This window comes from Pseudomonas sp. B28(2017), from assembly GCF_002113025.1.
Classification (GTDB): Bacteria; Pseudomonadota; Gammaproteobacteria; order Pseudomonadales; family Pseudomonadaceae; genus Aquipseudomonas.
Genome location: NZ_NEJH01000001.1, coordinates 778,013 through 790,446 on the forward strand (window position 1 = coordinate 778,013; position 12,434 = coordinate 790,446).

Annotated in this window: 13 protein-coding genes; 7 read left to right on the forward strand and 6 right to left on the reverse strand. The window is 60.1% G+C overall.

Annotation, left to right across the window (positions count from 1 at the left end; translation table 11 throughout):
- The first annotated feature begins 77 nt into the window (after positions 1-77).
- Both CAF65_RS03585 and CAF65_RS28990 read left to right on the forward strand, forming a co-directional pair.
- The gene (locus CAF65_RS03585; RefSeq protein WP_371918988.1) at positions 78-515 is read left to right on the forward strand and encodes a flavodoxin family protein; all 438 of its coding nucleotides are present in this window, start codon (positions 78-80) and stop codon (positions 513-515) included.
- Entirely contained in the window at positions 509-676 is a 168-nt protein-coding gene (locus CAF65_RS28990) for a hypothetical protein (RefSeq protein WP_371918989.1), read from the forward strand. The genes CAF65_RS03585 and CAF65_RS28990 overlap by 7 nt, the downstream gene beginning before the upstream one ends.
- Positions 677-963: 287 nt before the next feature.
- Here the strand turns inward: CAF65_RS28990 and CAF65_RS03590 are convergent, their stop codons facing one another.
- Complete coding sequence (locus CAF65_RS03590; RefSeq protein ID WP_085715049.1) at positions 964-1,743, reverse strand: SDR family oxidoreductase; 780 nt, start codon at positions 1,741-1,743, stop codon at positions 964-966.
- Positions 1,743-2,069 (reverse strand): nuclear transport factor 2 family protein, encoded by a 327-nt coding sequence (locus tag CAF65_RS03595; protein WP_085715050.1) that lies wholly within the window; start codon positions 2,067-2,069, stop codon positions 1,743-1,745. The genes CAF65_RS03590 and CAF65_RS03595 overlap by 1 nt, the downstream gene beginning before the upstream one ends.
- A gap of 99 nt (positions 2,070-2,168) precedes the next feature.
- Here CAF65_RS03595 and CAF65_RS03600 point away from each other — a divergent pair, with 99 nt between their 5' ends.
- Positions 2,169-2,510 carry a helix-turn-helix domain-containing protein gene (locus tag CAF65_RS03600; RefSeq protein ID WP_085715051.1) on the forward strand — a complete coding sequence of 114 codons (342 nt, stop codon included), beginning with the start codon at positions 2,169-2,171 and terminating at the stop codon, positions 2,508-2,510.
- 313 nt (positions 2,511-2,823) lie between these two features.
- On the opposite strand, the gene CAF65_RS03605 is transcribed toward CAF65_RS03600, so the two are convergent.
- The 3 genes from CAF65_RS03605 to CAF65_RS03615 all read right to left on the reverse strand — a co-directional run bounded on the left by CAF65_RS03605 (position 2,824) and on the right by CAF65_RS03615 (position 6,705).
- Positions 2,824-5,256 (reverse strand): SAM-dependent methyltransferase, encoded by a 2,433-nt coding sequence (locus CAF65_RS03605; RefSeq protein WP_085715052.1) that lies wholly within the window; start codon positions 5,254-5,256, stop codon positions 2,824-2,826.
- A gap of 2 nt (positions 5,257-5,258) precedes the next feature.
- Complete coding sequence (locus CAF65_RS03610) at positions 5,259-5,990, reverse strand: protein-L-isoaspartate(D-aspartate) O-methyltransferase (protein WP_085715239.1); 732 nt, start codon at positions 5,988-5,990, stop codon at positions 5,259-5,261.
- 304 nt (positions 5,991-6,294) lie between these two features.
- On the reverse strand, positions 6,295-6,705 hold the full coding sequence (locus CAF65_RS03615) for a hypothetical protein (protein WP_085715240.1): 411 nt from the start codon (positions 6,703-6,705) through the stop codon (positions 6,295-6,297).
- Positions 6,706-7,018: 313 nt separating this feature from the next.
- Between CAF65_RS03615 and CAF65_RS03620 the strand changes: the two genes are divergently transcribed.
- Positions 7,019-7,774 carry a tetratricopeptide repeat protein gene (locus CAF65_RS03620; RefSeq protein WP_085715053.1) on the forward strand — a complete coding sequence of 252 codons (756 nt, stop codon included), beginning with the start codon at positions 7,019-7,021 and terminating at the stop codon, positions 7,772-7,774.
- 16 nt (positions 7,775-7,790) lie between these two features.
- Here CAF65_RS03620 and CAF65_RS03625 read toward each other — a convergent pair whose 3' ends face one another.
- On the reverse strand, positions 7,791-8,129 hold the full coding sequence (locus tag CAF65_RS03625) for a hypothetical protein (RefSeq protein ID WP_085715241.1): 339 nt from the start codon (positions 8,127-8,129) through the stop codon (positions 7,791-7,793).
- Between the two features lie 316 nt (positions 8,130-8,445).
- Here CAF65_RS03625 and CAF65_RS03630 point away from each other — a divergent pair, with 316 nt between their 5' ends.
- Genes CAF65_RS03630 through CAF65_RS03640 form a run of 3 tightly spaced genes read left to right on the forward strand, consistent with a single transcriptional unit; the run spans position 8,446 to position 12,432 of the window.
- Entirely contained in the window at positions 8,446-9,918 is a 1,473-nt protein-coding gene (locus tag CAF65_RS03630; RefSeq protein WP_085715054.1) for a c-type cytochrome, read from the forward strand.
- A 49-nt stretch (positions 9,919-9,967) separates the two neighbouring features.
- Positions 9,968-11,743: a cytochrome c oxidase subunit I gene (ctaD, locus tag CAF65_RS03635; RefSeq protein ID WP_085715055.1), complete on the forward strand. Its 1,776-nt coding sequence runs from the start codon at positions 9,968-9,970 to the stop codon at positions 11,741-11,743.
- Complete coding sequence (locus CAF65_RS03640; protein ID WP_085715056.1) at positions 11,740-12,432, forward strand: cytochrome c oxidase subunit 3; 693 nt, start codon at positions 11,740-11,742, stop codon at positions 12,430-12,432. Before ctaD ends, CAF65_RS03640 begins: the two co-directional genes overlap by 4 nt.
- Positions 12,433-12,434: the final 2 nt, after the last annotated feature.

The window sequence follows — 12,434 nt, forward strand, 5'->3', positions numbered from 1 at the left end:
ATGGTATCGGCAGATGATCACTCTCAATCCGCAACCAATCATGGGCGGACCTACTGATCGCTACCGAGGATTGCACCATGACTAACATTACCCGCGTTGCCGTCGTTTACCACAGTGGCTATGGTCACACCGCCAAACAGGCCGAGGCCGTTGCTAAAGGCGCAGGCAGTGTTGCCGGTACCGAAGCCTTGCTGATCAGTGTTGAAGATATCGACCAATACTGGGAAACCCTGGAAGGTGTTGACGCGATCATCTTTGGCTCTCCAACCTACATGGGTAGTGCTTCCGCCCAGTTCAAAGGCTTCATGGACGCGACCTCGCGGACTGTCTTCGCCAAGGGGGGCGTGTGGGGCAACAAGATTGCGGCAGGTTTACCAATGCCGCCTCCCGTTCCGGTGACAAATTGGCAACCTTGCAGCAACTGTCGATCTTCGCCGCGCAGCACGGCATGCACTGGATCAACTTGGGTCTTCCACCGGGTCACAACAGCACCAAAACCACGGAAGACATGCTGAACCGCCACAGCTTCTGGCTCGGTGCAGCAGCCCAGTCTGATGCGGACGTCAGTGCTGAATTCGGTCCACCGAAAGCTGACCTGCTGACCGCCGAACACCTCGGTGCCCGTGTGGCAAAGGTAGCCCGTCAGATGGCTGCGGGTCGCCACGCTGTGGAATGATCCCCGACGAGGATTTAACCACCGATGTGCGATGGCTCATCACCCAGTGAGCGCGATCGTACATCGGTTTTTTGTTGGTTTTTCTCGGGCAGAAATGCCTCGAATTTCGGCACGATAAAGTCTGGTTGAATCCACTACCCATTGCGGACGCTCAATCAATAGGACACGGACTCACTTTTTTATCTTCCCCTCCATGTCGGGCTAGTTGTCGCCTCATTCCTATGGGTGGCTATAAGCTGGTTCGGGGCACGCTCATTGCCATACGTCATGCTAACTAAAGGAAGGCATCACACTGTGGGAACCGTTCCACCATCGATGACGTATTCAGTACCAGTAATGGAGCTTGCCAGTGGCGAGACGAGGAATGCGATGAGATCGGCTACTTCCCCTGGTTTAGCGGGGCGTCCGATCGGGATGCCTCCCAGTGAGCCCATTACGACTTGGCGGCCACCCTCATAATCGGTGCCGTTCTGCCTCGCAATCTCCTCTACAAAGGCGACTGCTGCCTCCGTCTCCACCCATCCCGGTGAAACCCTGACCACGCGCACGCCCTTGGGGCTGACTTCTTTGGAAAGGCCCTTGCTGTAGTTCGAGAGCGCGGCCTTGGAGGCGGCATACGCAAGCGTGGACTCAGGTAGCGGTAGCTGGCGCTGGATAGAGGTGACATGGATGATGACACCCGAGCCTTGCTTGAGCAGCATGGGCAACAGCGCTCGGTCGAGGCGAACTACCGAGAACAGGTTCAGGTCCAGAGCCCGTTGCCATTCCTGATCGTCGAGCACCGCATAGCCACCGGCTGGAGCCGATGAGCCGCCAGCGACATGAACGATGATATCGAGCCCGCCGAGACGATCATGGACGGCATCGAAGACGCTGGCACAACCTTCGGTGGTGGTGATGTCCGCCGCGACGAAGAGGTCCTCGGGCAAGTGCTCGGGACGCGAGCGCGCAGTTGTCAGGACTTTTGCGCCAGCCTCGCGAAGTCGGGAGACGACGGCTTCTCCAATGCCTTTGGTTCCGCCGGTGACCAGCGCCCGGAGGTCTTCGAGTTCCAGTGCGATGCTCATCAGCGAATCTCCAGGGATGCGATCTTGTCGTCGACGAGTACAACGGTGTAAGTGAGTTCGACAGGGCTGCCAGGGAAGTTCCCCGTAAGCCGGGCGAGCAGGGTCACGGTCTGTCCTTCCTGCGAGCTGCTCAATGGTTCGATGCTGTATTGATACTTGGTCTGCGAGGCTTGCTTCCAGGACTTGATGGCCTCCAACCCCTTGTACGTATGGCCTTCGTCGCGCACGGTGGCATCTTTGGCGAAGCAGCACTCCAACACCTCAGTGTCTGTAATCTTTTCGGCCGCAAGGTAGCTGGCGAGCGGTCCAGGCAATTCGATTTTCATGGCGATTTCACCTCACTGATGTAAGGATTTCTTCATCCACATGCTCGCTTTCGGCCATACCCGATGGCAAGAACCCACGAAAAAGTAAGCTAGGGAAATATGAGAAAAATCTATACGCCCTCTACTGCGGCTAGCGAAGTAGAAGCAGTGTTCAAGCAACTCGAAGGACGGTGGAAGCTGGTGATCCTGTTCCACCTCTTCGGTGGCCAGGTGCAACGCTTTTCCGAGCTGGAAAAGCTGATCCCCGAGATATCCCAGAAAATGCTCGCCCAGCAGTTACGCCAGTTGGAAGCAGATGGCATCGTGCATCGCACCGCCTATCCGCAAGTACCACCCAAGGTGGAGTACCGCATGACAGAGTGGGGTCAGGCGCTTTGTCCGGCACTGGATGCACTGTTGAAATGGGCGGAACTTCGGGAGACGCTCAAGCCAGCAGGTTGAACCTTCCTGGTTTCGCAGCTCCACCTGAGATGCTGCTTCTGGCCGGTTTCTGCCGGTCAACACCGGCAGCTATGGGATGAAAGCCACCTCTTGCGACTCGACTGCGTCGGCCAAAACCAATTGCTTGCAGCACGGAACCTCTCATCTTTGGCATGACGCACACGTCCACATTTTCAAATGTTCAGTTTCGAAGCAGGAAAGGCGTCACCCTCGCTGATCGACACGGCGAGACGTGTGAACTGCGGCAAGCGGCGTTCCAACAGGCCATTCGTCTCACCAGGGTCTGTTGACGTTTTGCTCCGAACCGCCGCGATCAGGGAAACATGACCGCCGCCGCGAGATACAGCAGCAGCGCCAGCAGCAACACCACGGTGAAACCCAGGTGGATCGCCAGCAGGGTCGCCAGCACGGCAGCCACCACCGATACGCTGGCGTTGACGCCCCAGGCGATCGGCACCAGTGCTTCGGCGCGCGCGGAGACGCGGCCGAGTCCGAGCGGAAACGGCATGCCCATGGCGAATGCCAGCGGCGCTACCAGCGCGGCGCAGATGCCGAACCTGGCGAGGGTCTGCACCGGCGCCAGCAACTGGAACAACGGGGGCAGGACGATCAGGTAGAGCAGGACGATCGCGCAGATTGCCAGGACCGGACGCGCCAGCGGATGACGGGGCCCCACACCCGTTCCAACGCCCCCCCGCCGCCGGCCGGAGTAATGGCTGCCGAGGCCAGCGAAGATCAGGAACGCGCTGAGCGTTGCCGCAACCGAATACAACGGGTGGCTGAGGAACAGGGTGAACTTCTGGATGAAGGCGATTTCCACGAACATGAAGGCGAAGCCGATGGCTGCAAAGTAGGACACGACCCGAAGTTCGAACCTGGCCAAAGCCGCATTTCGAGAGCGCCGCTGGCGCCGCCGCGCCACCGATAGCGGCGCCAGGATCAGTAGCACGGCGGCCACGCCGGACTGCAGCAGCGTGGCGATCAGCACCGGATAGCCCCACTCCAGCATTGACAGGCCGCCCTGCGCCTTCAGCGCCAGCAGTTCCGGCAGCGAGCGCCACTTGAAGAAGTGGAAGAAATACGGCCGATCATCCGTGGTCGGACGCACGTCGAACTTGTAGCGCGCCAGGAACTCCGCGCGCTCGCCGGACAGCAGGGCCTGCGCCGCGTCGAAGAACCAGGGTCGGTCGAGCAGGTTGTAGCGGTTCGCCTCGGTCACGGTCATCCCGGGGTAGTAGGCCAGGTCGAAGGAGCGCGCCCGGCAGAACTCCCGCAGCACGGCGATGCCGGCGTCGTCGAAATCCCTGTTGCTGACCAGCAGCGTCGCGGTCTTCCAGCCGCGGATCATGACGATGCGGCGCGCCGCGCTAGCCTGCCCGTCGCGCTCGATGGCCACGGCCGCAGTGGCCAGCAGCCTGGGAATATCGCGCGGCGGCAGGGTGACCCAGCGGGTGATGGTCAGCAGGCCGCCGGGTGCGAGATGGCGCAGGTACTCGGTGAAGGCCTCCACCGTGTACAGGTAGTTCTCGGACAACGCATGCAGGCCGCCCGAGGCGGTGCCGAAGGAGTCCAGCAGGGCGATCTGGATCAGGTCGTAAGGTTCGCTGCGCGAAGCCACCAGGCTGCGCGCCTCGCCGATCAGCACACGGACGTTGGGCCCGCTGTACGGCTTGCCGGAGAAGTCGGCGAAGCGGCGCTGGACCAGATCGATCACCTGCGGGTTCAGTTCGATGGCATCCACCGCGCTGGCGTCGTGGTAGATCGCCTGCAGCACATCGGCGCCGGCGCCGCTGCCCAGCACCAGCACGCGGGGTTGCCGCAGCAGGTGATAGGGCAAAGCCGAGGTCAGGTAGTCCAGGTAGGCGAGCGGCTCGCGGCGCCCGTCATAGCGGTTCAGCACGGAAAGGCCGTCGCCGTCGGTGAAGATGGCCAGTTGCATGGGCGGTTCCTGAGTCGCGTTGAGGCTCAGGCCCGGCGCGTGGCGGATGGGAATGGTCGGGCTGTCGACGACTGTGAGCAGGCCCAGCGGACTCCAGGTCTGTGCGATTGCGCGCGCATCCTTGATTCGCAGGGTCTGGCTCAGTTCCTTGTACTCGGAGGGCGACAGGGCGATCCAGCGCCCGGGCACGCCGGCTGGCACCGCGACCGCCGCCGCCAGCAGCAACGGCACGAGCCAGTGCCTGCGCCCGGTGCAAGCCATGCCGGCCAGCGCCCCGGCGGCGATGCCGGTGCCACCCAGCAGCCGCAGCGCATCAACGGGCGTCAGGGCGAACAGCGCGGCGACGATCGCCAGGCTGCCCACGCCGGCGCCGAGAATGTCGAATGCGTAGACCCGGTGAATCTGTTCCTGAAAGCAGGTGAAGGTCAGGCAGATGCACACCGCCGCGCAGAAGAACGGCACGAACAGCAGCAGGTAGATCAGCAGCAGGCGCGCCGGCTGCCGCGCGTCCCAGAGGATCTCGAGGGGATTGAACGGAACCTGCTGGGCCAGGCTGAAGCAGGCGATGGCGCTCAGCCCGAACAGTACAGCGCCGCCGATGAACACGCCGTGGAAGCGCGGCGCCAGCACAGGCCGTGCCAGCGCCACGGCGGTGCCGGCAGCGCCGTAGCCGAGCAGCGCGACGCTGATCATCATGTAGGCAAAATGGTGCCACTGGATGATCGAAAGCAGGCGCAGCAGCAGCACCTCATAGCCGAGCACGGAGGCAGACAGCAGCGCCAGGGCGAGCAACGGCGGCGAATGCATGTTCAACCGCCTCCGACCAGCGGCACGAAGCTCACAGGCAGCACCTGCCGGGTGGACACACTGCCATCACCGGCCTTCTCGATCAGCAGGAGGTACTGGACCATGAACGGCGCGCCGACCGGGATTACCATCCGCCCGCCGGCCTTGAGCTGGGCGATCAGTGGCGGCGGCACATGGCTGGCGGCGGCGGTGACGAGAATGGCGTCGTAAGGCCCGTGCTCGGGCCAGCCGTGGTAGCCATCGCCCAGCCGGGCCCGCACCTTTGCATATCCTAGCCGGCCCAGGCGCTCCCCGGCCTGCACAGCCAGTGGCTCGATGATCTCCATCGTGTAGACCGCCTGCGCCAGCTCGGCGAGGATCGCCGCCTGGTAGCCCGAGCCGGTGCCGATCTCGAGTACCACGTCGCCGGGTCCGACCTGCGCCAGGTCGGTCATCAGGGCGACGATGTAGGGCTGGGAGATGGTCTGGCCGTAGCCGATCGGCAGCGGTCGGTTCTCGTAGGCGTAGGGCACCTCGTCGGGCGGGACGAACCTGTGGCGTGGCACCCTGGCCATCGCGGCCATCACCGGCGCGGAAAACTCGGCCCTGCCGGTGTCGTCGCGGGTGACGGACGACATGTTGGCGATCTCCCGCACCATGGCGTCGCGCAACGGCGCGAACGGGTCGTCGGCATGCAGGCCGGCAGATGCCAGCGCCAGGGCGATGGCAGGCGCCAGGATGCGCGTCAGGAGCATCACCGGCTTCACAATGACTCCTCCGCCTGAGGAATAGTCGAATCGTATGGCCGGCGGGCTGACTCGGCAAGCCGGGGTTCCGGCGACCAAACCAGGCTGCGGCGATTGCCTGAGAAAATATCGCAACCTGTAACTGCACTGATAGCAACCAGCCAGTTCAAGCGGTGATAAAAAAGTGAATGCGATTGTCAGCTAGTGGCCGGTAGTTGCCTGTTTAAAGGACAGCTACCGACTGTGAATGCACCGGTCGAGGCAACACTCGTTCCGTGTATGTAAGATGAGTGATGCAGGCGTGGCTTGGCAACTAGCGATAGTAGCGGCGATCGTCCTCGTAGCGGTACCGCATGTCCCGATCCTGGTGGCGCTCCCAATAACGATGGCGTTCGGCTTCGCGGCGGGCCTGCTCTCTGCGCCACTGCTCTCTACGCCACTCGTCTCGGCGCCAATCGTCTCTTCGCCAATCATCTCTGCGATAGTGCCAACGGCCGTCATGCCAGTATCGGTCGTCATGGGCCAGGAACGGCCCCGGCTGCTTGCCGGCCATGCTGGCCAAGCTCGGCCAGGGGTTGTCGGCAGCCTTGAACGGAGCCTGAACGGCTGCGACTTCAGTGGCGACAACAGGGGTTGCGGTCTTCATTTGTGTTGCTGATGCCGAGCCCACTGCCGCGAGCGCGAACAGGCCGAAGAGCACCATCCGTGGGTCATGGAATTTCATGAACGAAGACAACCTCTGATTGACAATTGGACGTGTGGCCATCTGGCTGCGGGAAGCCTGCGGGTTCGCGCTTGCCGGGTGGATGGGCCTATCCACATAGACCGATAAACAGGGAAAAGTTCTAGAGATCCGCTGTTTAAATAGCCGATGGCCCCAGTGCTCGGCGCCTTTGAGGTATTGACCGCGACGGCCTTTACAGCGGGAACTTCAGGGCACTGGCCAGGTCAATAGGGGCCTGTGTCGCAGAAGCCGAACAGCGCTGGTGGCCTGTTTTCGGGCAGTGCCGTCCGAGATCAGTCGAGTCCGTCCCCTGATGCCAACCAAGATTTTTCTACCGGGTGTCCTTTTGGCGTTCTGCGCCTTCGCGTCGCATAGTTGCATTGCTGCCGAGCGAAGCGCGCCCACGCAAAGTAACCGCGCGTCTACAACCCTGATCGAAACCGCCTCGCGGCAGTATGAAAATGGCCAGCTGGACCAGGCCGCTGCCACGCTGGAACGTGCCCTGCATATTCAGCCGAACAATCCCGCGACGCTGCATTACCTCGGTGTGTTGCGTCTTCAGCAGGGGCAGTACCAACAGGCTGAAACATTGGCGCTGCGCTCGAACGTGCAGGTTGGAAGCAACGTCGAGTTACGCAACCGCAACTTCCAATTGATCCAGGCGGCCCAGCAGGCTCGGGCCTCGAATACCCCACCCCAAGCCAGAGAGGGCCTGGTTGCAGTACAGAAGGGGCAGGATGAGCAGGTCCATGAAGCACAGATGGCGCCTGTTGAACAACCCGCTGCGGACACTGGGCAACAAGCTGGCATTTTTGATCGGGTAAAGGCTGCGTGGGCATCGGTTTCGCCGACGGCTGACAGAACACAGCCTGAAGAAGCAGTGCAAATGGCTTCCGTCGCGCCAGCGCCCGCGTACGATGAGGTTGTGATTCCCCGTGGCCATTTGCCGCCTCCGGGGAAATGCCGGATCTGGTTTCCCGATCGCCCGCCCGGGCATCAGCCGGCACCCGGTCGCTGCAAGAAGCTGCGACATCGGGTTCCTCCGGGAGCCTTTCTGTTGCACGGTTGAGGCTGCGGGTGAGCTGCTACTCAATCAGTTGATCGATCAACACCGCGTTGGTATAGATCAGGCTGCCATCGCTCGCACGGTGCCCGACCATATGAAACTGACCGCGTTCGTGGTGCAAATAGACACGCATCTGACAGTCGGACAAGGGCGCGTATCCCTCGGGCATGATCAAATCCATCGAGCCCATATCGACATCGACCATGGCTTCACGTTCGTGGGACTTCTGCAGACGCTCTTCGGCCTCCTCCAGACGGACATGGAGAGGGCCGTCGACGTAAAAATGGATCTCACCGATCGGGATGGACTTCTGGTCGGGACTGGGTTTGCACCAGCCTTCGATCGTCAGTGCACTCATGACGAAACCTCCCATGTAGGTTGCCGGACTCTGTTAGCTATCGTCCCTGCTCATTGCGATTACTCATGTTTGACGACTGCACAAGGGCAGGGTTCGCACTTTGTGGCTGCTTCTGGCCGATCGCTGCCGCCCGTCATCAGAGTTCAAGTATAGCTGGCAACCGGGCCTCTCTTGCCGACCTCGCGGTACAAGCCGATGGCTCTATACTCCTTACTGACTTTACCGCCCGGACGGGTGGTATTTGTCTGGCCTGCTTGGATGTCAGTGGCGATGCTTTTGCATAACCAATGAACATCAGGAATAGGATGAAGAGCAAATGGCAATAGCAATTATCCTGATACTAATCGTTATTGCATCAGTGCTATTCCACATACTGGCGCCCTGGCATGCGACACCGGCCGCATCCAACTGGGGCTCCATTGATACCACCCTGTTCATCACCCTGATCATCAGCGGAATATTTTTCATTGCCATCACAGTATTCATGGCAATAGCGGTGATGCGCTATCGCCACAAAGAGGGTGCACGGGCGGCCTACCAGCCAGAAAACAAAAAGCTGGAATTATGGTTGATCATCGTTACCTCGATAGGCATTGCCGGGATGTTGGCGCCAGGCCTGGTTGTTTACGACGATTTCATCCGGGTACCGAAAAATGCCTACGAGCTTGAAGTGGTCGCCCAGCAGTGGCAGTGGGCCTTTCGTTTTGCCGGTCAGGACGCAAAGCTGGGCAGATCGGATATCAGGTTTGTTGATTCCGCCAATCCCCTCGGCCTTGATCCCAAGGATCCTGCTGGGCAGGACGATGTGCTTGTAATGAATAATGAAGTTCACCTTCCGCTCGATCGGCCGGTTAAAGTCTTACTGCGCGCTAAAGACGTTTTGCACGATTTCTATGTGCCGCAAATTCGCAGCAAGATGGACATGGTGCCAGGGATGGTGTCGTACTTTTGGTTTACGCCGACTAAAACCGGAAAGTATGAAACCCTTTGTGCTGAATATTGCGGCGTAGGTCATTACAACATGCGCGGCCATATGATCGTGGAGGAGCAGGGTGTCTTCGATCAATGGCTAAAAGGCCAACCGACTTTTGCGCAGACATTGACGACAACTGCCAGGCCCGGTAGGGACAGCCTATTGGAAAAAGGCCGCCTGCTGGTCGACAAATACGGCTGCGGCGCCTGCCATAGCCAGGATGGCAGTGCCAGTCTCGGTCCGGGATGGAAGGGGCTGTACGGCCGCACCGAACAGCTGGCCGATGGCTCCAGCGTGCAGGTCGACGAGGCCTACCTGAAAGAGTCGATTCTCGATCCGAAGGCCCGTCTGGTACAGGGCTACCCGCCGGTCATGGTGGCCTATACTCTCTCTGACGATGAACTGGGTGCGCTCGTCGCCCTGATCAAATCACTGGGTGCTGCGCAGCAGGGCGATGAAGCCTCTACTGGCGAAGCATCGGGCCCAGGTGAAGACCTGGTAGCGCAGGGACAGCGGCTGGCCGGGTCGCTTGGCTGTCTGGCCTGCCACAGTGTCGATGGCAACAAGGGCGTCGGCCCCAGCTGGCAGGGCCTGTATGGCAAGACCGAAACCCTTGCCGACGATACGAGCGTCAAGGTCGATGAGGGTTATCTGAAAGAATCGGTTCGTGACCCCGCTGCCAAAATCGTCAAGGGTTATGCGGCCGTCATGCCGGCCTTGAAACCGAGCGACAAGGAGTTGGACGCGCTGATCGCTTTTATCAAATCCAAAGCGAATGCCAACGCTGATGCAAGCAAGGCGGAGCCAGGGAAGTAGCCGCAAAGCAGCCAGGAATACACTGAAACTTCGACAGGAGGATGACGTGATGGCCTATGCGGAGCAAGCCGAAACAGAAGCACTGCACGAGCCCAGGAGCTTCCTGACCAAATATGTCTGGAGTCAGGACCACAAGGTCATAGCCATTCAATATTCCTTGACGGCTTTGTTCGTGGGTCTTATCGCCGTGGTGTTGTCCGGCTTGATGCGCATGCAGATTGGTTTCCCCGGCAGTTTGGCGTTCATGGATGCCAGTACTTACTATCAGGCGATGACCATGCACGGCATGATCATGGTCATTTACTTACTGACGGCCTTGTTTCTGGGGGGCTTCGGCAACTATCTGATCCCGCTGATGGTCGGCGCCCGCGACATGGTCTTCCCCTACGTCAACATGCTCAGCTACTGGTTCTACCTGGTGGCGGTAGTGGTGTTGCTCGCCAGTTTCTTTGTCCCTGGCGGCCCCACCGGTTCGGGCTGGACGCTCTATCCGCCACAGTCCATTGCTCAAGGAACACCAGGGGTCGAGTGGGGCATCGTGCTGATGCTCGTCTCACTGGCGATTTTTATTGCCGCCGCCACCATGGGCGGGTTGAACTACGTCACCACTGTCTTGCAGGCACGCACCCACGGCATGACGTTGTTTCGCATGCCGCTCTCGGTATGGGGAATCTTCATGGCCTCGATCATGGCCTTGCTGGCTTTCCCGGCGTTGTTTGTCAGCGCGGTCATGATGCTGTTCGACAAACTGTTGGGCACCAGCTTCTTCATGCCGGCGATGATCTCGTTGGGGCAGCAACTCGATCACCAGGGTGGCAGCCCGATATTGTTCCAGCACCTGTTCTGGTTCTTCGGCCACCCGGAGGTCTACATCGTTGCTCTCCCGGCGTTTGGCCTGGTCTCCGACTTGATCAGCACGCATGCGCGTAAAAATATCTTCGGTTACCGAATGATGGTGTGGGCCATCATTGCGATTGGCGTACTCAGTTTTGTGGTCTGGGCACACCATATGTACGTCAGCGGAATGAACCCGTACTTCGGCTTTTTCTTCGCCGTCACCACCTTGATCATCGCGGTGCCGACCGCGCTGAAAGTCTACAACTGGGTGCTGACCCTGTGGCGCGGCGACATCCATCTGACCGTGCCGATGCTGTTTGCCCTGGCCTTTATCGTCACCTTCCTGGTCGGCGGTCTCACCGGGTTGTTTCTCGGCAATGTGATCGTGGATATACCGCTCTCGGACACCTATTTCGTCGTGGCCCATTTCCATATGGTCATGGGCGTCGCGCCGGTACTGGTGGTGTTCGGCGGCATTTATCACTGGTTTCCGAAAATAACCGGGCGCATGACCAACGACACCCTGGGCAAGCTGCATTTCTGGATTACCTTTCTGGGCACCTACGCCATCTTCTTCCCCATGCACTACCTGGGTTTCCAAGGCATGCCGCGTCGTTACTACGCCTATGAAAACTACGCGTTCATCCCGCAGTCGGCGCAAGAGTTGAATGCCTTCATTACCGTGGTCGCACTGACCGTCGGCGTTTCCCAGTTGCTGTTTGTGTTCAACCTGGCCTGGAGCGTATTCAAAGGCAAACCCGCGGGCAGTAATCCCTGGGGCGCGGCCAGCCTGGAATGGCAAACGCCAAACACCCCACCGGTACACGGTAACTGGGGAGCGAAGCTGCCGGTGGTGCATCGCTGGGCCTATGACTACAGCGTGCCGGGGATAGAACAGGACTTCGTGCCGCAAACGGTCTCCGCCGAGGAACTGGAGCAAATGCGCCAACTCGGTGCCGGAACCAAAATAGCGGACGTTAAAACATGAACAGACTGCTATTGAGAAACGCCGACGGTGCTGACCCCGGCGGCAGCTGGAATCGCGATCCCGAGGGCATTCAGGCCGGCGAAGGGGCCGATGGAAGCCAAACCGCAAGGCTGGGTCTGCGCTTGTTTCTGGTGGTGGTGAGTTCGTTATTCTTTCTCTTCCTGCTCGCCTTTATCGCCCGTTCGCAAATGGTCGACTGGCTACCCCTGACAGAACCCATGGCGCCGCTGGCCAATCCATGGCCGCTGTGGGTCAATTCGGCTTTCCTGGTATTGAGCTGCATCGCACTGCAGTGGTCGCGCATGGCCGCCCGCCGGGCTCGAATGGACGCCACGGTCATTGGTTTTGTATTGGGGGGAGGGTTTGCCATTGCCTTCCTGGCGGGGCAACTCTGGGTCTGGCAGCAGTTTGTCGCCTGGGGCTACTTTGTCGCCAGCAATCCGGCCAACAGTTTCTTCTACCTGTTGACCGGTGTGCACGGCCTCCACCTGTTGGGCGGGTTGATTGCCTGGGCCAGGACCGTCGTTAAATTCCTGCGTCACGTGCCGTTGCCGCAACTCAGCGCCAGCGTAGAACTCTGTGCCATCTACTGGCATTACTTGTTGGGTCTCTGGTTTGTGTTGTTCGTGCTGCTGACCAGCACGCCGCAAACCTATGAAGCCATCGCCAGATTCTGCGGCCTGAGGTGAAA

Coding starts and splice junctions, on each gene's coding strand:
- CAF65_RS03585 (WP_371918988.1), top strand. CDS start 78: ATGACTAACATTACCCGCGTTGCCGTCGTTTACCACAGTGGCTATGGT.
- CAF65_RS28990 (WP_371918989.1), top strand. CDS start 509: ATGCTGAACCGCCACAGCTTCTGGCTCGGTGCAGCAGCCCAGTCTGAT.
- CAF65_RS03590 (WP_085715049.1), bottom strand. CDS start 1,743: ATGAGCATCGCACTGGAACTCGAAGACCTCCGGGCGCTGGTCACCGGC.
- CAF65_RS03595 (WP_085715050.1), bottom strand. CDS start 2,069: ATGAAAATCGAATTGCCTGGACCGCTCGCCAGCTACCTTGCGGCCGAA.
- CAF65_RS03600 (WP_085715051.1), top strand. CDS start 2,169: ATGAGAAAAATCTATACGCCCTCTACTGCGGCTAGCGAAGTAGAAGCA.
- CAF65_RS03605 (WP_085715052.1), bottom strand. CDS start 5,256: ATGCATTCGCCGCCGTTGCTCGCCCTGGCGCTGCTGTCTGCCTCCGTG.
- CAF65_RS03610 (WP_085715239.1), bottom strand. CDS start 5,990: ATGCTCCTGACGCGCATCCTGGCGCCTGCCATCGCCCTGGCGCTGGCA.
- CAF65_RS03615 (WP_085715240.1), bottom strand. CDS start 6,705: ATGAAATTCCATGACCCACGGATGGTGCTCTTCGGCCTGTTCGCGCTC.
- CAF65_RS03620 (WP_085715053.1), top strand. CDS start 7,019: ATGCCAACCAAGATTTTTCTACCGGGTGTCCTTTTGGCGTTCTGCGCC.
- CAF65_RS03625 (WP_085715241.1), bottom strand. CDS start 8,129: ATGAGTGCACTGACGATCGAAGGCTGGTGCAAACCCAGTCCCGACCAG.
- CAF65_RS03630 (WP_085715054.1), top strand. CDS start 8,446: ATGGCAATAGCAATTATCCTGATACTAATCGTTATTGCATCAGTGCTA.
- ctaD (WP_085715055.1), top strand. CDS start 9,968: ATGGCCTATGCGGAGCAAGCCGAAACAGAAGCACTGCACGAGCCCAGG.
- CAF65_RS03640 (WP_085715056.1), top strand. CDS start 11,740: ATGAACAGACTGCTATTGAGAAACGCCGACGGTGCTGACCCCGGCGGC.